This is a genomic window from Amycolatopsis sp. GM8 (assembly GCF_021653975.1).
Lineage (GTDB): Bacteria > Actinomycetota > Actinomycetes > Mycobacteriales > Pseudonocardiaceae > Amycolatopsis_E.
The window spans coordinates 127,395-153,034 of the sequence record NZ_JAJKFK010000010.1 but is presented as its reverse complement, the minus strand read 5'-3'; the positions used below and the strand labels follow the sequence as shown (position 1 = coordinate 153,034).

The 25,640-nt window shown below is 69.6% G+C and carries 28 protein-coding genes; 11 read left to right on the top strand and 17 right to left on the bottom strand.

Annotation, left to right across the window (positions count from 1 at the left end; genetic code table 11):
* Positions 1 to 36: 36 nt before the first annotated feature.
* A complete protein-coding gene (locus LOZ83_RS35120; protein WP_236796173.1) occupies positions 37 to 1,425 on the bottom strand; it encodes a glycine--tRNA ligase in 1,389 nt (462 codons plus the stop codon).
* A 133-nt stretch (positions 1,426 to 1,558) separates the two neighbouring features.
* Here LOZ83_RS35120 and LOZ83_RS35115 point away from each other — a divergent pair, with 133 nt between their 5' ends.
* Positions 1,559 to 1,915 carry a metalloregulator ArsR/SmtB family transcription factor gene (locus tag LOZ83_RS35115; protein ID WP_236796172.1) on the top strand — a complete coding sequence of 119 codons (357 nt, stop codon included), beginning with the start codon at positions 1,559 to 1,561 and terminating at the stop codon, positions 1,913 to 1,915.
* Entirely contained in the window at positions 1,912 to 2,325 is a 414-nt protein-coding gene (locus LOZ83_RS35110) for a Fur family transcriptional regulator (protein ID WP_236796171.1), read from the top strand. The genes LOZ83_RS35115 and LOZ83_RS35110 overlap by 4 nt, the downstream gene beginning before the upstream one ends.
* Here the strand turns inward: LOZ83_RS35110 and LOZ83_RS35105 are convergent.
* From LOZ83_RS35105 to LOZ83_RS35090, 4 genes are all read right to left on the bottom strand, one after another.
* Complete coding sequence (locus LOZ83_RS35105; protein WP_236796170.1) at positions 2,313 to 3,005, bottom strand: TIGR03943 family protein; 693 nt, start codon at positions 3,003 to 3,005, stop codon at positions 2,313 to 2,315. The two genes, LOZ83_RS35110 and LOZ83_RS35105, sit on opposite strands and share 13 nt — an antisense overlap.
* The gene (locus LOZ83_RS35100; protein WP_236796169.1) at positions 3,002 to 4,003 is read right to left on the bottom strand and encodes a permease; all 1,002 of its coding nucleotides are present in this window, start codon (positions 4,001 to 4,003) and stop codon (positions 3,002 to 3,004) included. The genes LOZ83_RS35105 and LOZ83_RS35100 overlap by 4 nt, the downstream gene beginning before the upstream one ends.
* Before the next feature lie 322 nt (positions 4,004 to 4,325).
* Complete coding sequence (locus LOZ83_RS35095; RefSeq protein WP_236796168.1) at positions 4,326 to 4,739, bottom strand: hypothetical protein; 414 nt, start codon at positions 4,737 to 4,739, stop codon at positions 4,326 to 4,328.
* On the bottom strand, positions 4,736 to 5,545 hold the full coding sequence (locus tag LOZ83_RS35090; RefSeq protein ID WP_236796167.1) for an isoprenyl transferase: 810 nt from the start codon (positions 5,543 to 5,545) through the stop codon (positions 4,736 to 4,738). Before LOZ83_RS35090 ends, LOZ83_RS35095 begins: the two co-directional genes overlap by 4 nt.
* Before the next feature lie 124 nt (positions 5,546 to 5,669).
* Here LOZ83_RS35090 and LOZ83_RS35085 point away from each other — a divergent pair, with 124 nt between their 5' ends.
* A complete protein-coding gene (locus LOZ83_RS35085; protein ID WP_236796166.1) occupies positions 5,670 to 6,542 on the top strand; it encodes an SAM-dependent methyltransferase in 873 nt (290 codons plus the stop codon).
* Positions 6,543 to 6,614: 72 nt separating this feature from the next.
* Here LOZ83_RS35085 and recO read toward each other — a convergent pair whose 3' ends face one another.
* The 8 genes from recO to LOZ83_RS35045 all read right to left on the bottom strand — a co-directional run bounded on the left by recO (position 6,615) and on the right by LOZ83_RS35045 (position 13,014).
* Positions 6,615 to 7,370: a DNA repair protein RecO gene (gene recO / locus LOZ83_RS35080; protein ID WP_236796165.1), complete on the bottom strand. Its 756-nt coding sequence runs from the start codon at positions 7,368 to 7,370 to the stop codon at positions 6,615 to 6,617.
* 106 nt (positions 7,371 to 7,476) lie between these two features.
* A complete protein-coding gene (era, locus tag LOZ83_RS35075; RefSeq protein ID WP_236796164.1) occupies positions 7,477 to 8,370 on the bottom strand; it encodes a GTPase Era in 894 nt (297 codons plus the stop codon).
* Positions 8,367 to 8,699: a cytidine deaminase gene (locus LOZ83_RS35070; protein WP_236796163.1), complete on the bottom strand. Its 333-nt coding sequence runs from the start codon at positions 8,697 to 8,699 to the stop codon at positions 8,367 to 8,369. Before LOZ83_RS35070 ends, era begins: the two co-directional genes overlap by 4 nt.
* Entirely contained in the window at positions 8,692 to 10,017 is a 1,326-nt protein-coding gene (locus LOZ83_RS35065; protein WP_236796162.1) for a hemolysin family protein, read from the bottom strand. Before LOZ83_RS35065 ends, LOZ83_RS35070 begins: the two co-directional genes overlap by 8 nt.
* Positions 10,018 to 10,020: 3 nt before the next feature.
* Positions 10,021 to 10,578, bottom strand: a complete 558-nt coding sequence (gene ybeY / locus LOZ83_RS35060; protein WP_236796161.1) for an rRNA maturation RNase YbeY — start codon at positions 10,576 to 10,578, stop codon at positions 10,021 to 10,023.
* Positions 10,575 to 11,663 carry a PhoH family protein gene (locus LOZ83_RS35055; RefSeq protein ID WP_236796160.1) on the bottom strand — a complete coding sequence of 363 codons (1,089 nt, stop codon included), beginning with the start codon at positions 11,661 to 11,663 and terminating at the stop codon, positions 10,575 to 10,577. Before LOZ83_RS35055 ends, ybeY begins: the two co-directional genes overlap by 4 nt.
* Positions 11,664 to 11,752: 89 nt before the next feature.
* Positions 11,753 to 12,109 carry a histidine triad nucleotide-binding protein gene (locus LOZ83_RS35050; protein ID WP_236796159.1) on the bottom strand — a complete coding sequence of 119 codons (357 nt, stop codon included), beginning with the start codon at positions 12,107 to 12,109 and terminating at the stop codon, positions 11,753 to 11,755.
* Between the two features lie 14 nt (positions 12,110 to 12,123).
* The gene (locus LOZ83_RS35045) at positions 12,124 to 13,014 is read right to left on the bottom strand and encodes a hypothetical protein (RefSeq protein WP_236796158.1); all 891 of its coding nucleotides are present in this window, start codon (positions 13,012 to 13,014) and stop codon (positions 12,124 to 12,126) included.
* A gap of 108 nt (positions 13,015 to 13,122) precedes the next feature.
* Here LOZ83_RS35045 and LOZ83_RS35040 point away from each other — a divergent pair, with 108 nt between their 5' ends.
* Entirely contained in the window at positions 13,123 to 14,220 is a 1,098-nt protein-coding gene (locus tag LOZ83_RS35040; protein ID WP_236796157.1) for an aldo/keto reductase, read from the top strand.
* Positions 14,221 to 14,222: 2 nt separating this feature from the next.
* On the opposite strand, the gene LOZ83_RS35035 is transcribed toward LOZ83_RS35040, so the two are convergent.
* From LOZ83_RS35035 to LOZ83_RS35020, 4 genes are all read right to left on the bottom strand, one after another.
* Positions 14,223 to 14,609, bottom strand: a complete 387-nt coding sequence (locus LOZ83_RS35035; RefSeq protein WP_236796156.1) for a DUF1304 domain-containing protein — start codon at positions 14,607 to 14,609, stop codon at positions 14,223 to 14,225.
* A 481-nt stretch (positions 14,610 to 15,090) separates the two neighbouring features.
* A complete protein-coding gene (locus LOZ83_RS40185) occupies positions 15,091 to 15,411 on the bottom strand; it encodes a L,D-transpeptidase (protein WP_308190372.1) in 321 nt (106 codons plus the stop codon).
* Positions 15,412 to 15,596: 185 nt separating this feature from the next.
* Entirely contained in the window at positions 15,597 to 16,799 is a 1,203-nt protein-coding gene (locus LOZ83_RS35025; protein ID WP_236796154.1) for an MFS transporter, read from the bottom strand.
* 96 nt (positions 16,800 to 16,895) lie between these two features.
* The gene (locus LOZ83_RS35020) at positions 16,896 to 17,807 is read right to left on the bottom strand and encodes a LysR family transcriptional regulator (RefSeq protein WP_236796153.1); all 912 of its coding nucleotides are present in this window, start codon (positions 17,805 to 17,807) and stop codon (positions 16,896 to 16,898) included.
* A 432-nt stretch (positions 17,808 to 18,239) separates the two neighbouring features.
* On the opposite strand from LOZ83_RS35020, the gene LOZ83_RS35015 reads away from it, so the two are divergent.
* From LOZ83_RS35015 to LOZ83_RS34985, 7 genes are all read left to right on the top strand, one after another.
* Positions 18,240 to 19,463, top strand: coding sequence for a cytochrome P450 (locus tag LOZ83_RS35015; RefSeq protein ID WP_236796152.1), 1,224 nt, complete (start codon positions 18,240 to 18,242; stop codon positions 19,461 to 19,463).
* A 139-nt stretch (positions 19,464 to 19,602) separates the two neighbouring features.
* Positions 19,603 to 20,892 carry an ABC transporter substrate-binding protein gene (locus LOZ83_RS35010; protein WP_236796151.1) on the top strand — a complete coding sequence of 430 codons (1,290 nt, stop codon included), beginning with the start codon at positions 19,603 to 19,605 and terminating at the stop codon, positions 20,890 to 20,892.
* A 64-nt stretch (positions 20,893 to 20,956) separates the two neighbouring features.
* Positions 20,957 to 21,943, top strand: a complete 987-nt coding sequence (locus tag LOZ83_RS35005) for a sugar phosphate isomerase/epimerase (protein ID WP_236796150.1) — start codon at positions 20,957 to 20,959, stop codon at positions 21,941 to 21,943.
* A complete protein-coding gene (locus LOZ83_RS35000; protein ID WP_236796149.1) occupies positions 21,940 to 22,851 on the top strand; it encodes a carbohydrate ABC transporter permease in 912 nt (303 codons plus the stop codon). The genes LOZ83_RS35005 and LOZ83_RS35000 overlap by 4 nt, the downstream gene beginning before the upstream one ends.
* Complete coding sequence (locus LOZ83_RS34995; protein ID WP_236796148.1) at positions 22,838 to 23,653, top strand: carbohydrate ABC transporter permease; 816 nt, start codon at positions 22,838 to 22,840, stop codon at positions 23,651 to 23,653. Before LOZ83_RS35000 ends, LOZ83_RS34995 begins: the two co-directional genes overlap by 14 nt.
* The gene (locus LOZ83_RS34990; RefSeq protein WP_236796147.1) at positions 23,650 to 24,804 is read left to right on the top strand and encodes an ABC transporter ATP-binding protein; all 1,155 of its coding nucleotides are present in this window, start codon (positions 23,650 to 23,652) and stop codon (positions 24,802 to 24,804) included. Before LOZ83_RS34995 ends, LOZ83_RS34990 begins: the two co-directional genes overlap by 4 nt.
* Positions 24,805 to 24,828: 24 nt before the next feature.
* The gene (locus LOZ83_RS34985) at positions 24,829 to 25,548 is read left to right on the top strand and encodes a 5'/3'-nucleotidase SurE (RefSeq protein ID WP_236796146.1); all 720 of its coding nucleotides are present in this window, start codon (positions 24,829 to 24,831) and stop codon (positions 25,546 to 25,548) included.
* The last annotated feature ends 92 nt before the right edge of the window (positions 25,549 to 25,640 follow it).

The window sequence follows — 25,640 nt, the reverse complement described above, 5'->3', positions numbered from 1 at the left end:
CCAGCCGTCCCGCTGAGACGACTGGGCGGGCGCCGCTCAGCAGCCCAGCAGGCGGGTGGCCAGGTAGGTCTCCACCTTGTCGAGCGCCACCCGCTCCTGCGCCATGCTGTCGCGCTCGCGGACGGTCACCGCGTTGTCCTCCAGTGAGTCGAAGTCGACCGTCACGCAGAACGGGGTGCCGATCTCCTCCTGGCGGCGGTAACGCTTCCCGATGGACCCGGCGTCGTCGAAGTCGACGCTCCAGTTCCGGCGCAGCGCAGTGGCCAGGTCCTTCGCCTTCGGCGTCAGATCCGCGTTGCGGGACAACGGAAGCACCGCGACCTTGTACGGCGCGAGCCGGTAGTCGAGCTTCAGCACGACCCGCTTGTCCGTGCCGCCCTTGGCGTTCGCCACCTCGTCCTCGGTGTACGCGTCGAGCAGGAACGCCATCATCGGGCGGCCGACACCCGCGGCGGGCTCGATCACGAACGGCCGGTACCGCTGCCCGGTGGCCTGGTCGAAGTACGACAGGTCGACACCGGAGTGGTTCGAGTGCGTGGTGAGGTCGAAGTCGGTGCGGTTCGCGATGCCCTCGAGCTCACCCCATTCCTGCCCCGAGGAGAACTGGAAGCGGTACTCGATGTCGACGGTCCGCTTCGAGTAGTGGGACAGCTTTTCCTTGGGGTGCTCGTAGTGGCGCAGGTTGTCCCGGCTGATGCCGAGGCCGGTGTACCACTCCGTGCGCAGGTCGATCCAGTACTGGTGCCAGCGCTCGTCCTCGCCGGGCTCGACGAAGTACTCCATCTCCATCTGCTCGAACTCGCGCGTGCGGAAGATGAAGTTGCCGGGCGTGATCTCGTTGCGGAAGGACTTGCCGATCTGGCCGATGCCGAACGGCGGCTTCTTGCGCGACGTGGTCTGCACGTTGAGGAAGTTCACGAAGATGCCCTGCGCGGTCTCGGGCCGCAGGTAGTGCAGGCCTTCCTCGCTCTCCACCGGGCCGAGGTAGGTCTTGAGCATCATGTTGAACTCGCGCGGCTTCGTGTATTGGCCGCGCGTGCCGCAGTTCGGGCACGGCACGTCGGACAGGTCGTCCTCGGACGTCTCCTTGCCGGTGCGCTCGGCGTACTCCTCGGCCAGCTGGTCGGAGCGGAACCGCCGGTGACAGCTCAGGCATTCGATCAGCGGGTCGTTGAAGGCGTTGACGTGCCCGGACGCCTCCCACACCTTGCGCGGCAGGATCACCGCCGAGTCCAGGCCGACGACGTCGTCGCGGCTCTGCACCATGGTCTTCCACCACTGGCGCTTGATGTTCTCCTTCAGCTCGACCCCGAGCGGCCCGTAATCCCACGCCGACCGGGTACCGCCGTAGATCTCCCCGCTGGGGAAGACAAAGCCACGGCGCTTGCACAAGCTGACGACGGTCTCGATCGTGTTGGCGGGCACTCCACGCTCTCCATAGCTGCGGAAACACTGATGGGCTGTCGGTCCAGCGTATCCGGCCCTTGACCACAGTAGGTCAAGGGGTGCGGCCCACTAGACTGGTGATCGACCCGTAACGACAAGGCTGGAGATCGACATGACGGCGGTGAGCCAGGCGCCGGGCGAGGTGCACGCGGACGGCCCGGTCAAGCCGAGCACGCCGGTTCCGTCGGCCACCGCGCTGGCCGGGGCCGGGGAGCTGCTGCGCGCGCTCGCCGCGCCCGTCCGGATCGCGATCGTGCTGCAGCTGCGGGACGCCGAGCGCTGCGTGCACGAGCTGGTCGACGCGCTCGATGTCGCGCAACCGCTGATCAGCCAGCACCTGCGGGTCCTCAAGGCGGCCGGGGTGGTGTACGGGGAGCGGCGCGGGCGCGAGGTCGTGTACCGGCTCGTGGACGATCACCTGTCCCACATCGTGGTGGACGCCGTGGCACACGTGCAGGAGGACGCATGACGAGGTTGGCGCCGGTCCCCGGCCGCCGGTCGACGAAGCAGCGGTCCGCGGTGGTCGAGCTGCTCGCCGAGATCGACGACTTCCGTTCGGCCCAGGAACTGCACGATGAGCTGCGTAAACGTGGTGACGGGATCGGGCTGACCACGGTGTACCGGACGCTGCAGTCGCTGTCGGAGGCCGGTGAGGTGGACGTGCTGCGCACGGACACCGGCGAGGCGATCTACCGGCGCTGCTCGTCCCACCACCACCATCACCTCGTGTGCCGGCACTGCGGGCGGACGGTCGAGGTCGAGGGGCCGGCCGTGGAGCGCTGGGCGGAGAAGATCGCGTCCGGGCACGGGTTCTCGGAAATCACCCATACGGTCGAGATCATCGGCACCTGCGCCACCTGCGCCGGTCAATCCTCGTAGGGATCCGCGGGCTGCGGGATGCGGTTCGCGGAGAGCACGGTGAACTCCGGCGTGAAGCGGTTCGCCTTCGTCGCGGTGCCCGGCACGACCTGTCCGGTCACGTCGAGCCATGTGTCGTCCGGGTAGCCGGCCGGCCCCAGCATCCGCACTTTCAGCGGGTACGCGTCGGCCGCGCAGCAGGTGATGACCATCCGCGCCAGCAACACCGAATCGCCGGTGTGGGTGACGAACCCGGTCAGCCGGACGGTCCGGCCGTTGAGCGAACCACCGGAATCCCAGCCCGCGCGCGTCACGAAATCGGTCAGGGACAACGGGATCACGTCCCCGGCGGGGAGCGGCGGGAACACGGCCTGGCTCTGCGCCGGGGCTCGGGCCTCGGTGCGGGTCACCGAATCCGAGCCGAGCGCGGGCGGCGCGACGAGGAACACCGCGAGCACCGGCACCACCAGCAGCCACGCCGACCTGGCCAGATGATGGTGGTGCCCGTCGCCCGTGCGGCCGCGGGCGACCAGGTCGCGCACGATGGCGATCGCGCCGAGCGCGGCCATCACCGCTCCCCCGGCGATCACCCACACCTGCTGCGACGGCTTGACATAACGCAGGTAGTCGCCGTTGATGCCGATCTTGAGCAGCGCGCCGCCGAGCAGCACCAGCAACACGTTCTGCGTCTCGCGCCTCATCGAGCACCGCCGATCAGCAGGGTGCCGACGACGAGCGCACAGGCGACCGCGACGACGAACGTCACTGGCGCGAAACGCAGCGCGAACGAACGCCCGAACGTGCCTGCCTGCAAGGCGAAGAGCTTGACGTCGATCGCCGGGCCGACGACCAGGAACACCAGTTTCGGCAGCAGCGGCAGGGCGGTCAGCGAAGCCGCGACGAACGCGTCCGCCTCGCTGCACAAGGCCAGCACGACCGCGAGCACCGCCATCACGACCACGCCGAGCACGAGCTGGCCGCCGAGCACGGCGAACCACGACGGCGGCACGAGGACGTTGAGCGCGGCCGAGATCAACGCGCCGAGGACGAGAAACCCGCCTGCCTCGACGAGATCCGTACGCGCGATCTCCGCGAACGTCGCCCAGCGGCCGCGCCCCTCGTCCGGCAGGCGCTGCAACGCGCGCTCGACGATCCAGCCGAGCTTGCCCCAGCGTGCCCACAGCAAGCCCATCACGACGGCCGTGGCGAGCGAACCGAGGAAGCGGGCCAGCACCATCTCGGGCCTGCCCGGGAACGCGACGGCGGTGGCCACCAGCACGACCGGGTTCACGGCGGGCGCGGCGAGCAGGAACGTCAGCGCCGCCGCCGGGGCGACGCCCTGCCCCATCAGCCGCCGCGCGACCGGGACGGACGCGCATTCACAGCCGGGGAGCGCGACGCCGGCAAGGCCCGCGACGCCGACCGCCGCCGCGGTGTTGCGGGGCAGCGCCCGCCGCAGCACCCTGGCCGGCACGAACGCGGCGATCGCGCCGCTGATCAGCACGCCGAGCACGAGGAACGGCAGGGCCTGCACGCACACCGCGACGAAGATCGTCGAGCCGGTGCGCAGGGCGGGCACGTTCAGCACGTCCTGCAGCCACGACTGCCCGAGGATCGCGACCAGCAGCACCACGCAGAGCACCTCGACCGAGGTGATCCGGCGGCGCTTCGCGCGCGGGCGGTCGGTGAGCACGTTCACAGCCGTCGATGATGCCAGCAGCCACCGACAGTCCGGGCCCGCGCCCGCGAGTCCGACGCTCAGGACCGCGAGTCCGACGTTCCCGACGCCGAGTCGGACACTCGCGACCGCGAGTCCGACACTCAGCCCGCCGGGACCGGGATGTTTCGAAGCGCCGGAGCCGCTTTTCACCACGCTGTCAGCTTGCGCCGCTGCGGGTTCTGAGGTGGTTCCTGGCGAGGACAGCGCCGACGTGATGGCGACACTGCCGCGCGAAGGGTGTCCAGGAGGGGTGGTGGGCCGGCGGGAGGGGCCGCCACCCGCACCGCTCGGCAAGCCGCGTTCAGCCCGCCGGGACCAGTTCCGCCCGCAGCTGTGACGCCGTCGAGATCACCAGCATCAGCAACGTGCCCAGCGCGGGGATGTCCAGTCCCTGCGCGGGAAACGCGTACCGCAGTGTCAGGTCCAGACCACGCTCGGTGTGCGTGACGCCGAGCGTGCCGAACAGGCCCTCGCCCGCGCGCTCGGCCGCCGACGCCGCGAGCCCGGGCTTGTCGGGCAGGTCCCAGGCCACGACACAGGTCAGGCTCAGCACCGTGAGCCCCTCGGCGAGCTGGGTCGACTGGATGACCCCCGGCACCCCGGCGTGCGCGAACGTCAGCGCGCCGTCGTCGTCGACGTGCACCTCCAGGTAGCGCTCCAGCGCGGCACGCGCGCGGCCCAGCAGCTCCGCGGTGTCCGCGGCTTCGGTTGTCATGAGGCACCTTTCGCGGCGTCGACGGCGGCACCGAACCGGCGGTCCCGCTTGGCGAACTCCAGGCACGCCGCCCACAGTTGGCGCCGGTCGAAGTCGGGGAACAGGGTGTCCTGGAAGACGAACTCGGCGTAGGCCGACTGCCACAGCATGAAGTTCGACGTGCGCAGCTCGCCGGAGGGCCGCAGGAACAGGTCCACGTCCGGCATTTCGGGCTGGTACAGGTACTTCGCCAGCATCTTCTCGTCGACCTTGTCCGGGTTGATCTTGCCCTCGGCCACGAGTTGCGCGATCCGCCGCGCGGCGTCGCCGATCTCGGCCCGGCCGCCGTAGTTCACGCACATCGTCATGTTGAGCAGCGTGTTGTGCTTCGTCTTCTCCTCGGCGGCCTGCAGCTCCTTGATGACGCTGCGCCAGAGCTTCGGTGTGCGCCCGGCCCAGCGGATGCGCACCCCGATCGAGCCGAGGTAGTCGACCTGGCGGCGGATCGTGTCGCGGTTGAAGCCCATCAGGAAACGCACCTCGTCGGGGCTGCGCTTCCAGTTCTCCGTCGAGAACGCGTACACCGAAAGCCATTTCACGCCCAGCTCGACCGCGCCGCTGGCCACGTCGATCATCACGGCCTCGCCGCGCTTGTGCCCCTCGATCCGCGGCAGGCCGCGCTGGTTGGCCCAGCGGCCGTTGCCGTCCATGACCAGGGCGACGTGGTTGGGCACCAGCTCCGCGGGGATCTCGGGCGGCCGCTCGCCGGACGGGTGCGGGTCCGGTGCCCGCTGGGCCACGGTGACCGGACGTCCCTTGCGCAGCACCGTCGATTCGCCTCCATAGCTCGGTTTCGCGACCCGACAGTACCCATGCGCGAGGCCCGTCCGACGGCCGCATCGCTACCCTACGTGGGCAGTGGTGGGGATGTGCGGCGGTAGGGAGCGATTTGTGAGTGCCGATGGCGAACGGGCACCGGCGGCGCCGGCCGAGGTCGACCTGGACCGGCCGAGCACGGCCCGGATCTACGACTGGTACCTGGGCGGGACCAACAACTACGCCGTCGACCGGCATTTCGGCGAGCAGGCGGACAAGCAGTTCCCGCTGATCAAACCGCTGGCCATGTCGAACCGGCAGTGGCTGGGCCGGGTGGTGCGCGCGGCGCTGGACGCCGGCATCACCCAGTTCCTGGACCTGGGCTCCGGGGTGCCGACGGCCGGCAACGTGCACGAGATCGTGCGGCAGCACGCGGGCGACGAGACGGACACGCGGGTGGTGTACGTCGACTACGAGGCGGTCGCGGTCGCGCATTCGGAGTTGATACTGGACCAGCAGGACGCCACGGGCTGGGCCGGGATCGTGCGGGCGGACCTGCGCGAACCCGAGGTCGTGTGCGAACACGAGACCACCCGGCGGCTGCTGGACTTCACCAAGCCGGTGTGCGTGCTGATGGTGTCCGTGCTGCACTTCGTGGGCGGCGCGGACAACGTGCCCGGCGTGCTGGAAAGCTACCGGCGCCGGCTCGCCCCGGGCAGCTGGCTCGCGGCCAGCCACATCACCACCGACGACGCCCCGGCCGAAGGCGCGGCCCAGATCAGCGCGCTGGCGGAGTCCTACCGGAACACGCAGAACCCGGCCTGGCTGCGTGACAAGGCGGAGTTCGGTTCGTGGTTCGCGAACTTCGCGCCGGTGGAACCGGGCATCGTGCACCTGACCGAGTGGCGCCCGGACACCCCGGACGTGCTGTTCCCCGAACTCGATTCGGCCGCGGTCCGCCCGTTCTACTGGGCGGGCGTCGGGCAGGTGCGGGAGCGCCCGGCCTAGAGAGAGGTGGCGGACAGCCAGGCGAGCTGACGGCCCAGGGCGAGCGGCTCCGCCCCGCTTGGGAAACCGAACCTAGCTCTTGACGGCGACTTCCCGGGGGCGCCGCTCCACCAGCGGCAGTGACCGCAGTTGTCGTTCGAGGTGCCACTGCAGGTGGGCCGCGACGAGACCGCTCGCGTCGCGGCGGGCGCCCTGGACCGACGCCTCCGCGATCTCCCAGTCGCCGTGCAGCAGCGCCTCCAGCAGCACCAGCACCTCGGGTGCGGGACGCACCGACCCCGGCGCCCGGCAGTTGCCGCACAGCGAGCCACCCGCCGGCACGCTGAACGCCGTGTGCGGGCCGGGCAGGCCGCAGCGCGCGCATTCGGTGATGGCGGGCGCCCAGCCCGCGAAAGCCATGGCGCGCAACAGAAACGCGTCGAGCACGAGGGAGGCGTCCCGCTGCCCGTCGGCGAGCGCCCGCAGCGCACCGGTGACCAGCAGGTACAGCCGGACCGCCGGCTCGCCCTCCTCGGCCGTGAGCCGGTCGGCCGTCTCGGCGATCGCGCTGGCCGCGGTGTAGCGCTGGTAGTCGCCGACCAGCGGCAGCGCGAACGCGTCCACGGTCTGCACCTGGGTGATCACGTCGAGCGTGCGGCCGGTGTAGAACTGCACGTCGACATGGCCGAACGGCTCCAGCCGCGCGCCGAACCGCGAGGTGGTGCGGCGCACGCCCTTGGCGACGGCGCGCACCTTGCCGTGCCGGCGGGTGAGCAGGGTGATGATCCGGTCGGCCTCACCGAGCTTGTGCACCCGCAGCACCACACCGGTGTCGCGATAAAGGCTCACGGGCACATCCTCTCATCTCCCACCGACAAAACCCGGCATCGTGGCGGGCAAACTCACCGACGTGGCGGGCAAACACGGCGACGTGGCGGGCGAACACGCGTGCGCGTCAGAAACCCAGGCGGCGCAGTTGCTTGGGGTCGCGCTGCCAGTCCTTGGCGACCTTGACGTGCAGATCGAGGTACACCTTCGTGCCGAGCAGGGCCTCGATGTGCCGGCGCGCCTCGGAGCCGACCGTGCGCAGCCGTTCACCCTTGTGCCCCAGGATGATGCCCTTCTGGCTCGGCCGCTCGACGTACAGGAACGCGTGCACGTCCAGCAGATCGTCCCGGCCTTCGCGGGGCAGCATCTCCTCGACCGTCACGGCGATCGAGTGCGGCAGCTCGTCCCGCACGCCTTCCAGCGCGGCCTCGCGGATCAGCTCGGCGACGAGCGTCTGCTCGGGCTCGTCGGTCAGATCCCCGTCCGGATACAGCTGCGGGCCTTCGGGAAGCCGCGCCACCAACAGATCCTCGAGCTGCTTCACCTGGAAACCGTCCACAGCGGACACCGGGATCAGCTCGGCGAACTCCATCACCTCTTGCAGCGCCAGCAACTGATCGGCGATCTGCTTCCGGTCGGCGAGATCGGTCTTCGTGACGACGCCGACGACGGGCGTGCGCTTCGCGATCTTGCGCAGCTCGCCCGCGATGAACCGGTCGCCGGGGCCGACCTTTTCGTTGGCGGGCACGCAGAATCCGACGACGTCCACTTCGGACCAGGTCGAGTACACGACGTCGTTGAGCCGCTCGCCGAGCACCGTGCGCGGCCGGTGCAGGCCGGGAGTGTCCACAATGACCAGTTGCGCGTCGGGCCGGTGCACGATGCCGCGGATCGCGTGCCGGGTCGTCTGCGGCTTGCTGGACGTGATCGCGATCTTGGTGCCGACGAGCGCGTTCGTCAGGGTCGACTTGCCGGCGTTGGGCCGGCCGACGAAGCACGCGAAGCCGGAACGATGCGTCACCGCAACACTTCCTGGACGTCGCCCTTGAAATCCGCCCGGAAGATCGGCGCCGCCGCGGCCAGGTCGCGGACAGCACGCACCGACGCGTCGTCGACCGGACCGGCCGTGACGACCGCCGCGGCCTCCAGGCCTTCCGCCCCGCTGGACACCGCCGCGGCGATCGCCGCCTGCAACGCGGTGACCTGGAACGAAGGCAGCGCGACGGTGGTGGCCGCGTAGGTGCGGCCGTCGGTGTCCCGCACCGCGGCGCCCTCGGCGGCCTGCGTGCGCGCGCGGGCCGATCGGGCGAGAATCACGATCTTCTCGTCTTCCGGCGCCAGCTCAGACATCCTCGATACTCCCGTCACGTTCCTCATCGCCGTTACGAACCTTACGTTCCGCCGCTCCGGCCACGGCGCGCGCCACCACCGTCGTGATCCGCATCCGGCCCCGGCGGTCCTTGCCGCCCTCGGCACTCAGGTGCAGCCCGTCGACCTCCGCCTCCGCGCCCGGCAGCGGCACCCGCCCGAGCTGCTGCGCGAGCAGCCCGCCGACGGTCTCGACGTCATGTTCCGACAGCTCGATGCCGAAGAGCTCGCCCAGGTCGTCGACACCCAGCCGCGCCGAGACCCGGATCGAGCCGTCCTCGAGATGCTCGACCGGCGGGCGTTCCTCCTGGTCGGACTCGTCGGTGATCTCGCCGACGATCTCCTCCAGGATGTCCTCGATCGTCAGCAGGCCGGCGGTGCCGCCGTACTCGTCGACCGCGATCGCCATGTGGTTGTGCGAACGCTGCATGTCGCGCAGCAGGTCGTCGAGGCGCTTGGAGTCGGGCACGAACGTGGCCGGGTACATCAGGTCCGCGACGGGTTTCGCGGCCCCGTCGTCGAGCGCGGCCTGCACCAGGTCCTTGAGGTTCAGCACGCCGACGATGTCGTCGACGGACTCGTCGATCACCGGGATCCGGGTGAACCCGGTGCGCAGCGACAGGGCCAGCGCCTGCCGGACGGTCTTGGCCCGCTCGATCCAGACGATCTCGGTGCGCGGCACCATCACCTCGCGCGCCACGGTGTCGCCCAGCTCGAACACCGAGTGGATCATCTCCCGCTCGGCCGGTTCCACCACGCCGCGCTCCTGCGCCAGGTCGACCAGCTCGCGCAGCTCGATCTCGGAGCTGAACGGCCCTTCGCGGAAGCCCTTGCCCGGCGTGATGGCGTTGCCGACCAGGATCAGCAGGCGGGACAGCGGGCCCAGCACGGTGCCGAGCACCCGCACCACACCGGCCACGGCCGCGCCGACCCGGTACGGGTGCTGGCGGCCGACGGTGCGCGGGCCGACCCCGATGAGCACATAGCTGACCACGGTCATCACGGCCGCCGCGACCACGACGGCCGCCCACTCGGGCGAGATCCAGCGCAGGAACACCACCGTGACCAGCACGGTCGCGGTGAGCTCGCAGATCATCCGCAGCAACAGCAGCAGGTTGATGTGCCGGCGGCGTTCGGCGACGACGGCCGCGAGCTGGCGGGCGCCGGGGCGGCCCAGCCGGATCAGCCCGTCGACCCGGGCCGGTGACACGGTGCTGACCGCGGCGTCGGCCGCGGCGAACACCCCACCGAGCAGGACCAGCGCGACGGCGATCACCAGCAGGGAGGTGGAGCTCGCCATCGGCTAGTTGTCGTCCACTCGGTCGTGCAGAGTGGCGTCCAGCCCGGCCGCGCCCAGCAGGCGGTCGTCGTTGGTGCGCTGCGCGTCCCGCCGCTTCGCCGCCGACATCGCGACCTTGAAGTCGGCGAGGATCCGCTTCTGCAGCGCGAACATCTCACGTTCCTCGGCCGGTTCCGCGTGGTCGTAGCCGAGCAGGTGCAGCACGCCGTGCACGGTGAGCAGGAACAGCTCGTCCATCAGCGGGTGCCCGGCCTGGCGGGCCTGGTCCTTCGCGAACGCCGGGCACAGCACGATGTCGCCCAGCAGCGCGGGCGAGGTGTCCCCGGCGTCCGGGCGGCGGGCGGAGTCCAGCTCGTCCATCGGGAAGGCCATCACGTCGGTGGGCCCCGGCAGGTCCATCCAGCGGACGTGCAGGTCCGACATCACGTCCAGGGTCACCAGCACCACCGACAGTTCGGCGAGCGGGCTGACCTCCATGCGGTCCAGGGCGAACCGGGCGGCGGAGACGAGGGACGTCTCGTCCACCGCCATCCCCGACTCGTTGGCGATTTCGATACTCATGACTGCTGCTGGCGGCCTTTCCAGCCGTTGGTCGGGTCGGCGTCCTGCACGGCCTGCCACTTCTCGTAGGCGTCCACGATATCCGCGACCAGCCGGTGCCGGACCACGTCCTGGCTGGTGAGCTGCGCGAAGTGCAGGTCGTCGACGCCGTCGAGGATCTCCCGCACGACGCGCAGGCCGCTGCGCTGCCCGGTGGGCAGGTCGACCTGAGTGATGTCACCGGTGACCACGATCTTCGAGTTGAAACCGAGCCGGGTCAGGAACATCTTCATCTGCTCGGGCGTGGTGTTCTGCGCCTCGTCGAGGATGATGAACGCGTCGTTCAGGGTGCGGCCGCGCATGTACGCCAGCGGCGCGATCTCGATGGTGCCGGCCTGGATGAGCCGCGGGATCGAGTCCGGGTCGACCATGTCGTGCAGCGCGTCGTACAGCGGCCGCAGGTACGGGTCGATCTTCTCGGACAGCGTGCCGGGCAGGAACCCGAGCCGCTCACCCGCTTCGACGGCCGGGCGGGTCAGGATGATGCGGGTGACCTGCTTGGCCTGCAGCGCCTGCACGGCCTTCGCCATCGCGAGGTACGTCTTGCCGGTGCCGGCGGGGCCGATGCCGAAGACGATCGTGTGCTTGTCGATCGCGTCGACATAGCGCTTCTGGTTGAGCGTCTTGGGCCGGATGGTGCGCCCGCGCCGGGACAGGATGTCCATGCTGAGCACTTCGGCGGGCGACTCCTTGCCGCCGGCCGAGAGCATGCCCACGGTGCGGCGCACGGTGTCGGGGCCGACCTGCTGGCCGCGCTCGGCGAGGGTGACCAGCTCCGCGAAGACCCGTTCGGCGAAGGCGACGTCGGCGGGCGCGCCGGTGATGGTGACCTCGTTGCCGCGCACGTGGACATCGGCTTCGAGCAGGTCCTCGGCCATGCGGAGGTTCTCGTCGCGGGAGCCGAGCAGCGTCAGCGCCGCCGTGTCGGGGATCGGGAACCGGGACTGCGCGCTCGGCGACATCGCGGCGGCGCTCTCGTTGTGGGTCTCTGGGACGTCGGGGCGGACGTCGGATCGGGCGCCTGGACCCTGTGCGGTTCCGGCCACGTGCTTTCGGGCCTGCTTTCTGCGCGTGCGCTAGTCGGCGGTGCTGTTACCCATGATGCTAGCGGCACTGCCCGCTTCATCGCAGGTGGTTACTCGTACCGCCCGAACAGGCCGAGCTGCTCACCGCCCAGAACATGCGCGTGTACGTGGAAGACGGTCTGCCCGGCGTCACTGTCCGTGTTGAACACAACGCGGTAGCCGGTGTCCTTGATTCCCTCGAGTTCAGCGACCTTCGCGGCGGTGGCGACGACGTCGGCGAGCAGCTGCGGGTCGGCGGCGGCGAGCTCGGCGACGTTGCGGTACCGCTTGCGCGGGACCACCAGCACGTGCACCCGCGACTGCGGCCGGATGTCGCGGAACGCGAACGTGGTGTCGTCGGAGTACACGACGTCTGCGGGGATCTCCCCCGCGATGATCCGCTCGAACAACGTCTCGGCCTCACTCATACCGGGAAGACTAGTCAAGCGCCGAGGACGTCCTGCGCGGGACCGAAGACCTCGTCCAGGGTGAGCTTGCGCGGCAGCAGGCCCTGCTCGAAACAGGTGTCGATGATCATCTCGACGGGGTGCCGCAACCGGTCGAAGCCGAACAGGGTGGGCCGCGGCGCGTCTCCCGTGCGCACCACCGTTTCGTCGGCACGCTTCAGCAGGGTGTAGGCCTCGCGGACGGCGGCCGGGTCACGGCGGCAGGCCGTCATGCCGGCGACCACCATGTGGTTGATCGGCACGAAACCGTGGCGGCGCGCCCATTCCCGGTCTCGTTCGTCGGCATCGGGAATCACCGGCACGAACTCGTCCCCGCCGGGCAGGTCGTTGCCGAAGATCGCGGCGTCGATCCCGCCCGTGCGCAGCAGGCCGGACAGGCTGTCGTCGCCCAGGCCGTGCTCGACGAAGGGCGGGTCCTCGAACTGCTCGACATGCGCGCCGTCGCGGGTGATCCACCGGACCCGGCCCAGGCGCAGCCCGTAGTCCTCGGCCAGGTGCGCGCGGATCCAGAAGCCCGTGGTCTGGGTGAACGCGCGGACCCCGACCCGCTTGCCCGCCAGCTCTTCCGGCGCCGGTACCGCGCGGGAGGCCGTTGCCAGCAGGCATTTGCGCTGGAACCGCGACGCGACGACGGCGGGCAGTAGCACGACTGGGCGCCCGTACGCGATCGCCTGCAGGCAGGTGACGATGGCGAGTTCCGACAAGTCGTAGGCCTCCTGGCGCACCATCGGCGCGAAAGCCTTGTGCACAGGCGAAACTTCGTGGAACTCCAGCCGCACGGCCGGGCTGGTGAGCTCGCCGCGCTTGAGCGGCGCGGTGTGCGGGTAGTCGCCGAGGACGGTCCGGAGCACGCTCGTGTCAGCCATGCACCAGCACGCTACTCGATCGTTGACAATTTTGTCAGCGATATCGTGCCCAATTCTTGGCACTTTCTGGACTTGCTGGTCCATTTTTTGCCCGGCAGGCTGGTGGTCATGTCACTGGATCAGTACTACTTGCTGGGCCGTTCGGGGCTGCGCGTGAGCCGGCTGGCGCTGGGCACGATGAACTTCGGCACCAGCGGATTCCATGCCTCGTACGGAAAGACCGAGGACGAGAGCCGCCCCATCTTCCGCCGGTACCTGGACGGGGGCGGCAACTTCGTTGACACCGCGGACTTTTACACCGCGGGTGAGAGCGAGACGATCCTCGGCCGGCTCATCGCGGAGGCCGGCGTGCGCGACCGGCTGGTGCTCACCACGAAGTTCACCAACAGCGTGGATCCCGGGGATCCCAACGCCGGGGGCAACGGCCGCAAGCACCTGATCCGCGCGCTCGAAGCGTCACTTAGGCGGCTGCGCACCGACTACGTCGACCTGTTCCTGCTCCACACCTGGGACCGCATCACCCCGGCCGAAGAAGTGGTCCAGACCTTCGATGATCTGGTGCGGGCGGGCAAGATCCGGTACCCGGGACTGTCCGATGTGCCCAGCTGGTACGCCGCGCGGGCGCAGACGTACGCGGAGGCGCACGCGCTGGCGCCCATGATCAACCTGCAGCTCCCCTATTCCCTCGCCGAGCGGGCCATCGAGACCGAGCACGTCCCGATGGCGCAGCACCTGGGGCTGGGCATCTCGGCGTGGAGCCCGCTCGGCGGCGGGTTCCTGTCCGGCAAATACCGTTACACCGAGCAAGGCCTGACCGGGGACGGCAGGCTCAGCCTGCCGGACAATCCGAGTCGCAAGTGGACAGACGCGGACTGGCGGCTACTCGGCACCCTGCAACGGGTCGCGGAGGAGCTGGACGTGACGATGGCCCAGGTCGCGATCAACTGGGCCGCCACCCAGCCCGGTATCGCGTCGGCGATCGTCGGGGCCAGCAGCGCGAACCAGCTCGACACGACGCTGGCGGCACTCGACTTCGAAATTCCCGCCGGACTGCGCGCGGAACTCGACGGGGCCGCCGCCCCGGTGCCGGAGTCGGTTTACCGGATGTTCACGCCGGACTACCAGGGCTGGATCATCAACCCCGGCGCGAAGGTTGGTGACAAACCGGCCGGATACCAGCCGCCGGTGCGGAACTGGACCGCGTGAGCTCAGGCATACAGGCCGAGACTGAGGAACAGGACCGAGAGCAGCGGCAAGGTGCCCTGGGTGGCGGCCGACCTGGCTTTGCCGGGTGAGGTCACCAGCAGCACCAAGGCGGCCAGGAGCATGCTGCCCGCGCCGGCGTAGACGAGCGCCGCACCGATGCCGATGTAGTCACGCGCCAGTGCGACCACGCCGGCCGCCGCCACGAAAGCCAGGAACAGGTTGTAAAAGCCCTGGTTGAGGGCCAGCTCCTGGGTGGCGATGGCCTCCTCGGCGGTCGTCCCGAAGACCCGCCGCGCCCGCGGTTTCGTCCACAGCACGGACTCGAGGACGAAAATGTAGACGTGCAGGAGCGCGGCGAGCGCCGCGAAAACATAACCGACCGTGATCACGGGCGGCACTGTAACATCCCACCGTCCACCTTGGACACGACCGAAAGGGCGACGTATCCGGCTGGGCGCCAGAACGGTGTCGCGTCGGCGTAGGCCGTGTCGGACGCCAGCCCGGCCTCCTGTGGAGTGATGGTGACGGTTGATGGAGCTACTGGCCGATTTCAAGATCAAGAGATGTCCTCGCCGGACGGGCTGGCTCCGGGATGATGGGGGCCCGAGGGGATCTTGCGTTGGGTGGGTGGTCGGGGTGGGTTGTCATCCCGTCGCCTGCGGTTTGATGTATCACTTTGCTCCGGGGCCGCAAGGTTGGTCTTGTCGGCCGCCGGTTGTGTTTGTAGGTTGCGGCCCCGGCTCAAAGTGATGGTTTCGGTTTCAGGCGACGGGATGACAACCCAAGCCCTCAGCTTTTAAAGACAAAACCGCCCCTCCCGCGCCTGCGTGGGAGGAATTCGGCGAGCACCGCCCAGCGCCCGCCCCACCCTCACGCCACAACCTGCACCCGGGCACCGACCCCCAACGCATCGAAAAACCGCGCCGAATCGGCATCCGACAAATGCACGCAGCCGTGCGAGGACTTTTCGAGGCTGCCGGCGTGGAAGGCGATGCCACCGGCAGCGAAGAACACCGAGTTCGGCATCGGGTCATCGTTGTACTCACTACTATAGTGCTCACGATCCTTCCACTCGACGTGGAAGAGACCAACCGGGGTCGGCATTTCCGGCCCGCCGGGTTCGATGCGTACCGGCCCGTCGGTCACCGCGCCGTCGCGCAGCAACCAAGCCAGTTTGCGCGAAAGGCTCACGCACGCGGTTACCGGCGCGGCGCACGGCGGAGGCGGCGGAGTCACCGGTTCCGGCGTGGACGGCGCGGGCTGAACGGGTGACGGGACAACGGGCACCGGAGGCGGTACAGCCGGGGCGGGCGCGCACGCCGTCACCGACGCCAGGGCGAGGAAACCCAGGAGCGTTCTTGCTTTCACGCAAGCTGTTACGGGCGAGTAGACGAAAAAGTTGTCACGCGGTGGCGGATCAGCGACAGCAGCACACTGACCGCCGCGAACGCGGTGGCGAACAGCCAGATGTGGTCCGCGCCGAGCCCCGCGATCACCGCCCCGCCGACAGCCGAACCGAGCGCGGCGCCAAGATACATCGCGGACCCGTTGAGCGACAACAACATCGGCGACAGCTTCGGCGGCGCGTCGGCGATCATGCTGTGCTGCTGCGCCGGCAGGAACGCCCAGCCGACCACACCCCACAGGATCACGAACACGATCGCCGACGCGAGCGAGCGCGCGGCCAGCGGCTGCAGCGCCAGGTTCACCGTGAACACGGTAAGACAACCGAGCAGCACCGGCCGGGCACCGAACCGGTCCACCAGCATGCTGCCGCGCCACAACCCGATCAGCGCGCCGAACCCGTGGGCCATGATGAGCAGGCCGACGAAACCCGCGCCGACCGCGGGCGCGGCGGCGAAGATCGGGCCAACGTAGGTATAGACCATCAGACCGGCCGTCATGCCCGCGACGGTCACCGCCAGCCCCAGCAGGACGTCCGGGCGGCGGAGCGGCGCGACCCGCTCCCGCAAGGAAACCGCGGGCGTGGCGCCACCCGCCGGCACGCTCAGCGCGACACCGATGGTGGCCACCACCGCGACCGCGGCCACGAACACGAACGCCATCCGCCACGACGACAGGCTGGTGATCCACACCCCCAGTGGCACCCCGGCCAGGGTGGCGATCGAGATCCCGCCCATGATCATCGCCAGCGCCCGGCCCCGCCGGTCCGCCGGCACCATCCCCGCCGCCGCGGCCCCGGCCAGCGGGACGTACAGGCCGGCGACGCAGCCGGCCGCGATCCGCGCCACAGCCATCACCCACGGCGCCCAGGCGGCCGCCGCCAGCACGTTGACGACGACGAACAGCGCGATCGAGACCAGCAGCAACCGCCGCGGCGAGCGCACCCGCACCAGCGTCATCACCGCCGGCGAGCCGAGGGCGTAGGCCAGCGAATAGGCGGTGACGAAAAGCCCGGCGCCGGCGACGGACATGCGCAGATCGTGCGCCATCGGGAACAGCACGCCGGCGACCAGATAGTTGTCGGTGCCCGCGCAGAACGCGCCCAGCGCCAGGATGACCACCGGCACCCAGCGGGCAGTCGCACGCGAGGACGCGGCGATCGTCTCGGACGGCATGGCGTTCACGGTAACGGCGGCGCCGGCCCGGCCGGGCGATCCATTTCCGAACGGACTCCAGCCATAACCGATGCCAATCCGTCCCATGTGGACGGTTCAGTCCACTGTAGACTGCAGGTACTTCCTCGTCGCGTCAAGGCTTTCCAGGAAAGCCTGCACCGCCTCGTTCGCGCTGTCGACGCGCCAGGCGGCCTGCAGGTCCACCACCGGCTCGGGATCGACCAGCGGCACCACCTTGAGCCCCATCGACCGCGGCTCGTCGATGCTGACGAAGGAGGCGAAGCCGACATACGGCCGGGCGGCCACGATGATCTCCGTGGACACCGAGTCGTTCATGTACTCCACGATCCGCGGGAACACCCCGGCCCGCTCGGCGGCGGCCATGATGGCGTCGTACATCGCGGGACTTTCGTCGCGCTGGAACATCACGCACGGCAGCTCGGCGAGCTCACGGATGGCGATCGAGGACCGGTTGGCCCACATGTGCCCGTGCCCGACGAGCGCGCCGATGCGCATCGGCACGAGCTGCCGGGACAGCAGCGGCCCGTCGCCGTTCGACCCGCGGCCGTAGAGCAGCCCCACATCGAGCTCTCCGCGGGCGAGCGCGGCGAGCTGCGGGCCGGAGCGCCCGGAACTGAGCCTGGTGGTGATGTTGGGATAGCTCGCATGCAGCTGCGCGAGCGAGCGAGGCATGATGAGCTGGCCCGCCCGGCCGTTGAAGCCGATGCTGATATTGCCGACGCGTCCCGCGGCGATCTCGCGGGCCGTGCTGGTCGCCCGGTGCACCTCGCCGAGGATCCGCTGCGCGTCGGCGCGGAATGCCTTGCCGGCCGGGGTGAGCTGGACCACCCGGGACGACCGGGACACCAGCTCCACGCCGAGATGCCGTTCCAGGCGCTTGAGCTGCTGGCTCACCGACGGTTGCGTGAGGTGGAGCCGCGCGGCGGCCCGGCCGAAGTGCAGCTCGTCCGCGACGGCGAGAAAAGCCTCGATATGCCTTGTCTCCATGGTTCGCGCGCCTCGCCTGTGGGTCGGGACTCGACCTGACATGTTCGACACGACATGTATAGCGGGGCCTCGCGTCTTCCCGGAACCTGACCATGAAGCGCAGATGAGCGTTGTCCGAACTCTTGCCACCCGGCCGTGCGTGCCGTAACAACGTGGCAACATCAGCCGACGGGCGCACCACCGTCCACTATGGACGAATTCGCCGGAAAAGCCGCCGGGTGGCAATGTGCTGGAATCATCCATATCGGACGGAAATTGATCAATAGTTTGTTTCCTGTTGCCGCGCCGGGCGGCCTGGTGGAACGCTTTTGGCGAGGTGAACGGCATCATCCGGCTGCCGTTCGAAATTCGACAGAAGTTCCGCGTTCCGCGTTGCCGGTGAAAGAAATGGCTGTTTCCAGCGATTCCACACCTGTACAAGGAGTAGTCCAAATGACGACCACGGTTGCCAGCCGGCGTGACGCCGAGTCGGCGCTGGCGGAGCTCTTCGCTCCCGAATCCCGACCGAATCCCTACGCCCTGCTTCGCGAACTTCGTGCGGAGACGCCACTGGTCGCCAAGAACGGCGATCTGGTCGTCATCGCCCGGTATGCCGACGCCCAGCGGGTGCTGCGCGATCCCTCCGTCCGCAACGACCCTAAGCTGTCGCGGCTCGGCCGCAACCACCCGGACCGGCCGGAATCCTTGCTGTTCCTCGACCCGCCGTCGCACACCCGCATCCGTAGGCTCGTGTCGAAGGCGTTCACCCCGCGCGTCGTGGCGAGCGTGGAGCCCCAGATCCACGAGATCATCGCCGAGCTGCTGGAGAACCTGAGCGGCCGCACCGAGTTCGACGTGGTCCGCGACTTCGCCCTGCCGCTGCCGGTCCGGATCATGTGCCTGCTGCTGGGCATCCCGGTCGAGGAGTACGGCGACTTCGAGCCGGCCGCGCGGCGGCTCGGCCGCGTCCTGGACTTCAGCATGGTGGTGCCCAACAACGATCTCGACGACGCCGAAGGCGCTCGCAACGAGCTGCAGGACTACCTGAAGGACCTGATCGCGCGCCGCCGCGGCAACCTCGGCGAAGATCTGCTGTCCCGGCTGATCCAGGTCGAGGAGCAGGGCGAGATGCTGACCGAGGGCGAGCTGCTCGCCACCTCGGTGCTGCTGATGGTCGCCGGGCACGAGACGACCGCGAACATGATCGCGAACGGGGTGCTCGCGCTGACCCGCAACCCGGACGAGCTGGCCCGGCTCCGCGCCGAGCCCGGACTCGGCATGAGCGCCGCCGACGAGTCGCTGCGCTACGACGCGCCGATCCAGTTCGTCATGCGGATCGCTACGAAAGACATGGACGTCAACGGGATGCACATCACGCCCGGCACGGCCATGTTGGTGCTATTGGCTTCGGCGAACCGCGATCCCGAGCACTACCCCGACGCCGAGCGGTTCGACGTCGGGCGCGGCGCGGCCGACCACCTCGCGTTCTCCGCGGGCGCGCACTTCTGCCTGGCCGCGGCACTCGGCCGGGCCGAAGGGGCGGCCGCGCTGTCCGCCTTCGCGACCCGCGTGATCGACCCGGTGCTGGAGCCGGGTTCGCTGAGCTACCGCTCCAACGTGAACCTGCGCGGGATCCAGCACCTGACCGTGCGGCACAGCGGGATCCGCCCGGATTGATTCGCGAGTCGAATCGTTCGCTGCGACCTGCTTCACGATGCGACTGTTCGGCTCTCGTTAACCCGGCGGGAGTTTTCCCTGGACTAGTTTCGAATTCACCATTTGCGTCCATTGTGGATACTCTGCTGAAAGGGCAGGCATGAAATCGCATCGTCGAGGCCGTCGGGCCGGACTGGTGATCGCGCTCGGCGCGGTCGCAGCGCTGCTCGCCGGATGTGGCCAGAGCGGCTCGACGGCCGCCTCCGGCGGTCCCGTCACCATCACCTTCCTGTCCTACACCGTCGGCCAGGCCAGCGCCGTCGGTGACGGGACCAAGAAGCTCATCGCGGACTTCGAGGCCGCGAACCCGGAGATCAAGGTGGAGGCACAGCCGGTGCCGACCGCCGATGTCCTGACGAAGCTGCAGGCTTCGGTCGTCGCGGGCAACCCGCCCGACGTCGCGCAGATCGGCTGGAGCAAGGTCGCGCAGGCGGCCGGAACGTTGCCGCTGCGCCCGTTCGAGGACATCACCTCCGCCGAGGACTGGAAGAACACGCTCGACGGCATCGTGCCGTCGGTGCTCAAGGCGACGCCCGTCGCGGGCCAGCAGAAGATCGTGTCGATGCCGTTCCTGATGGCGACGCCCGTGCTGTTCTACAACACGGACCTGTTCAAGGCCGCGGGTCTGGACCCGGCGCACCCGCCCACGACGATCGACCAGATGAAGCAGGCCGCGCTGACGATCAAGGCCAAGACCGGCGCCGACGGCACCTACGTCTCGGCCGTCGACCCCGGCAAGTCCGACTACCTGACGCAGTCGCTGGTCGACAGCGCCGGCGGCGGGCTGGTGACCCCGAACGGGGACATCACGGTGGACTCGCCGCAGGCCATCACCGCGCTGTCCGCCGTCCAGGACCTGACCAAGTCCGGCGCCCAGCCGGCGGTCCAGTTCGACTCGGCGCAGAGTGCCTTCAGCGCCGGCAAGCTCGGCATGCTGGTCACCACCGCGGGCGGGCTGGTAACGCTCGACAAGGCGGCGAAGGGCAAGTACACGCTGGGAGTGGCGCCGTTCCCCGGATTCGAGGGCATGCCGGCACATCCCACCTTCTCCGGTAACGGCCTGTCGATCCTGGCCAAGGACAGCGCCAAGGCCCAGGCGGCATGGAAGTTCGTGCAGTTCCTGACCAGCGAGAAGAGCTTCGAGTACATCGCCTCGTCGATGGGTTACCTCCCGCTGCGCGCGGCGGCCGCGTCCGCGGCGGACCCGCGGCTCGGTCCGGCGCTGCAGCAGTTGGCCGATCTCGCCCCGTACACCACCTTCCCCGGCAAGAAGTCCAACCAGGGTGTGGTGGTCCTGCAGGACGAGGCCGTGGAACCGATCGTGCTCCGCGGCGCCGATCCGGCGGCGACACTGCACGCCGCCGCGGCAAAGATCCGCTCGCTCGGCTGAGGCCGGGCGAGTCCGTCCCCACCAGGGCCCGATGACGTGCCCTGCCCCAGAAAGGTTACGTAGCTTGTCGAAACAGCTCTCCACCCAGACGTCCCCGGACGGAGTCCCGACCGGCCTTGCCCTGCTCAACAAGATCGGCCTGACCGTCAACGTCTGGTCCGGCAAGCAGCTCCTGCGCTCGGACTTCGACGAGATGCGGTCGTTCCTCGACGAGGCGGCGGCCGCCGGGTTCGGTTATGCCGAGCTCGGTGGCTGCGGCCTGGGCGTGGTGATGGCCGGTCAGGTGCAGCGCTCGCGGCTGGCGGCACTGCGCGACTCCCTGGCGGACTGCCCGCTGCGGCTGACCCTGCACAGCGCGTGGTTCTCCTCGGGGCGGACCGGCAACCTGCTCGACGCGACGTCCGCTTCGGTGCAGTACCAGGGATTGCGGGCGGATCTGGAAGTGGCCGCGGCGATCGGCGCCGAGGTACTGGTCTACCACGCCGGCGTGCTGGCGAACCGGTACAGCGACGGTGCCGAACTGGCCGCCGGGATGGCTACCGAGCGAGAGCAGCTGCGTGACCTGGCCGACGAGGCGGGCGCCCGCGGCATCATGATCGCCGTGGAGAACCGGGCGCCCACCCCGGCCGTACTCACCCGCCGCTCCTACGGGATGCGGCTGGACCTGGTCGCCGAACAGGTGCGCGAGATCGACCACCCGCAGGTCTCGATGTGCCTCGATGTCGGCCACGCCTACCTGGCTGCCAGCTATTTGCAGTACGACTATCTGGCCGCGGTGAAGGCGGTGGCCCCGCTCGTCGGGCACCTGCACTTCCACGACAACTTCGGCCGGATGGCGAAGCAGCCCGAGGCCGACGCCTACGAGCTGGAGCTGCTCGGCGAGGGCGACCTGCACCTGCCGCCCGGCTGGGGCACGATCCCGCTCGCGGAGGTGCTCGCGGTGCCGTATCCGCGCGAACCGGCCGTCATCATCGAGATGCGGCACGCGCGGCACTACGCGGAGGCGCTCGAAACCACGCGCGGCATGCTCACCGCACCGATCCGGGCATGACGCTCGCGACACAGACCAAGGCCGGGCCCGCGCGCAAAACGGGCTCGGCCTTGGCGTGGTTGTACTTCACGCCGGCCATCGTCTCGCTGCTGATCTGGGTGTACGGCCCGCTGCTGTTCACCGCGGTGCTGAGTTTCCTGGACTGGAACCTGGTTTCCCCCGACGCGGCGTGGCAGGGCCTGCGGAACTACGGAACCCTTGTCACACAGCCGGAATTCGGCAACGCGGCGTGGAACACCGTGCTGTACGGGCTGTGTGTGCTGCCGTTCGCGACCGTGGTGCCGTGCGCGCTGGCGATCGCGATGTGGAAACGTCCCGGCCGTGCCAGCGAGATCTACCGGATGCTGCTGTTCCTGCCGGTCGTGGTCGCGCCCGTGGCGAACGCGCTCGCCTGGCAGTTCATCCTCGATCCCTTGCACGGCGCGGTGAACCAGACCCTCAGGGCGGTGGGGCTGCCGGCGGTCAACTGGCTCGGCGACCCGCACACCGCCCTGCTGACGATCGTGGCCGTCACGGTGCCGAAGGTGGTGGCGCTCAACACTTTGCTGTTCGGCGCGGCGCTGGCGAACGTGGACCGGCGCACCGTGGAGGCCGCGCGGATGGACGACGCCCGCGAGGGCGAGATCACCAGGGCCGTCGTCATCCCGCAGCTGCGGCGGACCATGATCCTGCTCGGGATGCTGTCGCTGGTGGTGGTGTGGCCGTGGCTGTTCACCAACATCTCGGTGCTCACCAGGGGCGGGCCCAGCAACGCGACCGACAACGTGTACTTCCGGCTCTACACCTACGCGTTCACCTTCTTCGACGCCGGCACCGCCTCCGCGGCGGCGATCGTGATCGCCGTCGCGTTCGGCCTGCTGCTCGCCGGCTACGCATTCCTGTCCAGGAGGTTCCGTGCGAGTCGGTAACGCCGTCGGCCGGCACGCGCTGCTGATCGCGGCCGTCGTCCTGATGCTGCTGCCGGTGGTGTGGGGGCTCAGCACGTCGTTCAAGCCGCTGTCCACGATCTACGACATGAGTCCCATCCCGTGGCCGGGTTCGCTGGAGAACTACCAGGCCGCGCTCGGCCGGTACGCGATCGGCCGGCTGCTGCTCAACACGCTGGTGATGGCCGCGGGCGTGACCGTCGCCAACATCCTCGTGGCACTGCCCGCCGCCTATGCCTTGGTGCGCTTCGAAAAGGCGCGCGGCCGCGGCCTGATGCTGGGCGCCGTCGGGGCCGCGCTGCTGATCCCGCCGCAGGCACTGATCATCCCCCAGTTCCTGCTCACCACGCAGTTCGGCTGGCAGGGCAACCCGATCGGGCTGATCATCCCGCAACTGGGCACCAGCGCGCTGGCGGTTCTGCTGCTGCGCGACCATATCCGCGCGCTGCCGCCGTCGCTGATCGGCGCGGCGATCCTGGAAGGCGCCACCCCACTGGAAATCCTGTGGCATGTGGTGCTCGGCCTGCTGCGCCCGGCGCTGGGCGCGGTCTCGATCCTGCTGTTCATCAACACCTGGAACGAGTACCTGTGGCCGCTGCTGGTGATGCCGAACCCCGAGGACACCACGATCCAGCCGGGGCTGGCGCTGTTCACCGGCCCGGAGAACCCGCAGTACGGTCCGCTGCTCGCGGCCGCCATGCTGGCGTCACTGCCGGTGGTGACCATCTACGTCCTCGCGTCGCGCCGGATCGCGGACGCCTTCCTGCATTCGGGGTTGAGATGACCAGTGCCAAACTGATCGAGTCGCCCGTGCCGGGCGCCGAAAACGCGCCACCGGCCGGTGTCCTGCTCGACGGGGTGAGCAAGCGTTTCGACAGCGGCCGGGCCGCGCTCGACGTGGCCAGCCTGCACGTGCCGAGCGGCTCGCTGACCGTGTTCGTCGGCCCGTCGGGCTGCGGCAAGACGACCGCGCTGCGGATCGTTTCCGGGCTGGAAGAGCCGACCGCCGGGCGGGTGCTCATCGACGGCACCGACGTCACGCACGCCCCGCCGGGGCGGCGCGGGGTGTCCATGGTGTTCCAGGACTTCGCGCTGTACCCGCACATGACGGTCGAGCGCAACATCTCCTTCGGGCTGCGGCTGGCCGCGAAGCACCGTAGCGAGTCCGGTTTGGACAGTGCCGAGATCGAGCGCCGGGTGACGCAGGCGTGTGAAAGCCTCGGGCTGACCGCGCTGCGCCGGCGCCGTCCCGGGCAGCTGTCCGGCGGCGAGCGCCAGCGGGTCGGGCTGGCCAGGGCCATCGTGCGGCGGCCGAAGGTGCTGCTGCTCGACGAGCCACTGTCCGCATTGGACGCTCAGCTGCGCCAGCAGGCGCGGGCCGAACTGGTCCGGCTGCATCGCGAACTCGGCAACACGGTCGTCCTCGTCACGCACGACCAGCTCGAGGCGCTGTCGATGGCCACGCACCTGGTCGTGCTCAGCAAGGGCCACGTGCTGCAGGCGGGCAGCCCGGCCGAGGTCTACCGGCGCCCGCAGGACGAGTTCGTCGCGACGTTCCTCGGGAGCCCGCCGATGAACCTGGCCACCGTGACCGTGCACGACACCGGTGACCGGCTCACCGCGCCCGGGCTCGGCGCGCGGCTGCCGCGGCCGCTGCGCGGGGTGCCGGCCGAGGTGCGGCTGGGCTGGCGGCCCGGGGACGGCACGCTGCGTCACACCGAAGCGCCGGGGCTGGTCGCCGACGGTGTGGTGGATCTGGTCGAGTTCACCGGGGACGCGATGATCGCGCAGTGCACCGGTGATTCGGGCCGGTGGGCCGTCACGGTGCCGGCGAACGATCCGGTGCCCGCCGCCGGGGAGCCGGTCCGGGTGCACGTCCCCGCCGAGCGGCTGCATTTGTTCGACCCGGCGACCGGGATGCGGTTGGAGGCCTGAGCGAGTGAAAATCGGAGGCCAGCGGTGCGCGTACTGATCACGAATGATGACGGCTACCGGGCGCCCGGATTGCGGGCGCTCGCGGAGACGGTGCGCGTGCTCGGCTGGGACGCGACGGTGGTCGCGCCCAGCGAGCAGATGTCCGGCGCGTCGCAGTCGCGGCGCAGCGGCGTGCCCGCCGAGTGGGCGTGGACCGAGCCGATCGCCGGGATCCCCGCGATCCACGTGCGATCCACCCCGGCCGGCTGCGTCGTGTTCGCGCTGACTTCGGGGGTGCTGCCGCCGCCGGACCTGTGCCTGTCCGGGGTCAACGCCGGCGAAAACCTCGGCGGCTCACTGATGGTCAGCGGCACCTATGGCGCCGTGCTCGAAGCGGCTTGCCGTGGGGTGCCGGGGATCGCGGTGTCCCGCGAGTTCGGCGGACCGTGGAGCGAGCCCGGAACCTGGGACTGGAGCTGGGTTTCCGAGGCGGCCGCCCGGACCCTGCCGCCGTTGCTGGCGGCGCCGTCGGGCTGGTTCACCGCGAACGTCAACCTGTCCGGCACCGACCGCGGCACCGATCCGGCCTACACCCGGGTGAGCCGGGCGCTCTACTACACCGACACCTACGACGCCGCCCTCGGCCGGATCTCCACCGTGATCGGCTACCGTCCCGAGGAGCTGTCCCCGGACGACGACATCTACGCGTTCGGGGAGCAGAAACGGTCCAGCATCACGCTTTTCCCGCGGGCGCACGCCACCTGATCGGCGATCGGCACTGACACTTCGGGAGGACGATGTTGCCCTTACGCGCGTTCCGGCCATGGCGTGCGGCCAATGCCCCTAAGGTTTGACCC

Excerpts from the sequence above, each read along its gene's own strand:
- LOZ83_RS35115 (WP_236796172.1), top strand. The coding sequence starts at position 1,559 with ATGACGGCGGTGAGCCAGGCGCCGGGCGAGGTGCACGCGGACGGCCCG.
- LOZ83_RS35110 (WP_236796171.1), top strand. The coding sequence starts at position 1,912 with ATGACGAGGTTGGCGCCGGTCCCCGGCCGCCGGTCGACGAAGCAGCGG.
- LOZ83_RS35105 (WP_236796170.1), bottom strand. The coding sequence starts at position 3,005 with ATGAGGCGCGAGACGCAGAACGTGTTGCTGGTGCTGCTCGGCGGCGCG.
- LOZ83_RS35095 (WP_236796168.1), bottom strand. The coding sequence starts at position 4,739 with ATGACAACCGAAGCCGCGGACACCGCGGAGCTGCTGGGCCGCGCGCGT.
- LOZ83_RS35070 (WP_236796163.1), bottom strand. The coding sequence starts at position 8,699 with ATGTCTGAGCTGGCGCCGGAAGACGAGAAGATCGTGATTCTCGCCCGA.
- LOZ83_RS35065 (WP_236796162.1), bottom strand. The coding sequence starts at position 10,017 with ATGGCGAGCTCCACCTCCCTGCTGGTGATCGCCGTCGCGCTGGTCCTG.
- ybeY (WP_236796161.1), bottom strand. The coding sequence starts at position 10,578 with ATGAGTATCGAAATCGCCAACGAGTCGGGGATGGCGGTGGACGAGACG.
- LOZ83_RS35050 (WP_236796159.1), bottom strand. The coding sequence starts at position 12,109 with ATGAGTGAGGCCGAGACGTTGTTCGAGCGGATCATCGCGGGGGAGATC.
- LOZ83_RS35045 (WP_236796158.1), bottom strand. The coding sequence starts at position 13,014 with ATGGCTGACACGAGCGTGCTCCGGACCGTCCTCGGCGACTACCCGCAC.
- LOZ83_RS35040 (WP_236796157.1), top strand. The coding sequence starts at position 13,123 with ATGTCACTGGATCAGTACTACTTGCTGGGCCGTTCGGGGCTGCGCGTG.
- LOZ83_RS35025 (WP_236796154.1), bottom strand. The coding sequence starts at position 16,799 with ATGCCGTCCGAGACGATCGCCGCGTCCTCGCGTGCGACTGCCCGCTGG.
- LOZ83_RS35020 (WP_236796153.1), bottom strand. The coding sequence starts at position 17,807 with ATGGAGACAAGGCATATCGAGGCTTTTCTCGCCGTCGCGGACGAGCTG.
- LOZ83_RS35015 (WP_236796152.1), top strand. The coding sequence starts at position 18,240 with ATGACGACCACGGTTGCCAGCCGGCGTGACGCCGAGTCGGCGCTGGCG.
- LOZ83_RS35010 (WP_236796151.1), top strand. The coding sequence starts at position 19,603 with ATGAAATCGCATCGTCGAGGCCGTCGGGCCGGACTGGTGATCGCGCTC.
- LOZ83_RS35000 (WP_236796149.1), top strand. The coding sequence starts at position 21,940 with ATGACGCTCGCGACACAGACCAAGGCCGGGCCCGCGCGCAAAACGGGC.
- LOZ83_RS34990 (WP_236796147.1), top strand. The coding sequence starts at position 23,650 with ATGACCAGTGCCAAACTGATCGAGTCGCCCGTGCCGGGCGCCGAAAAC.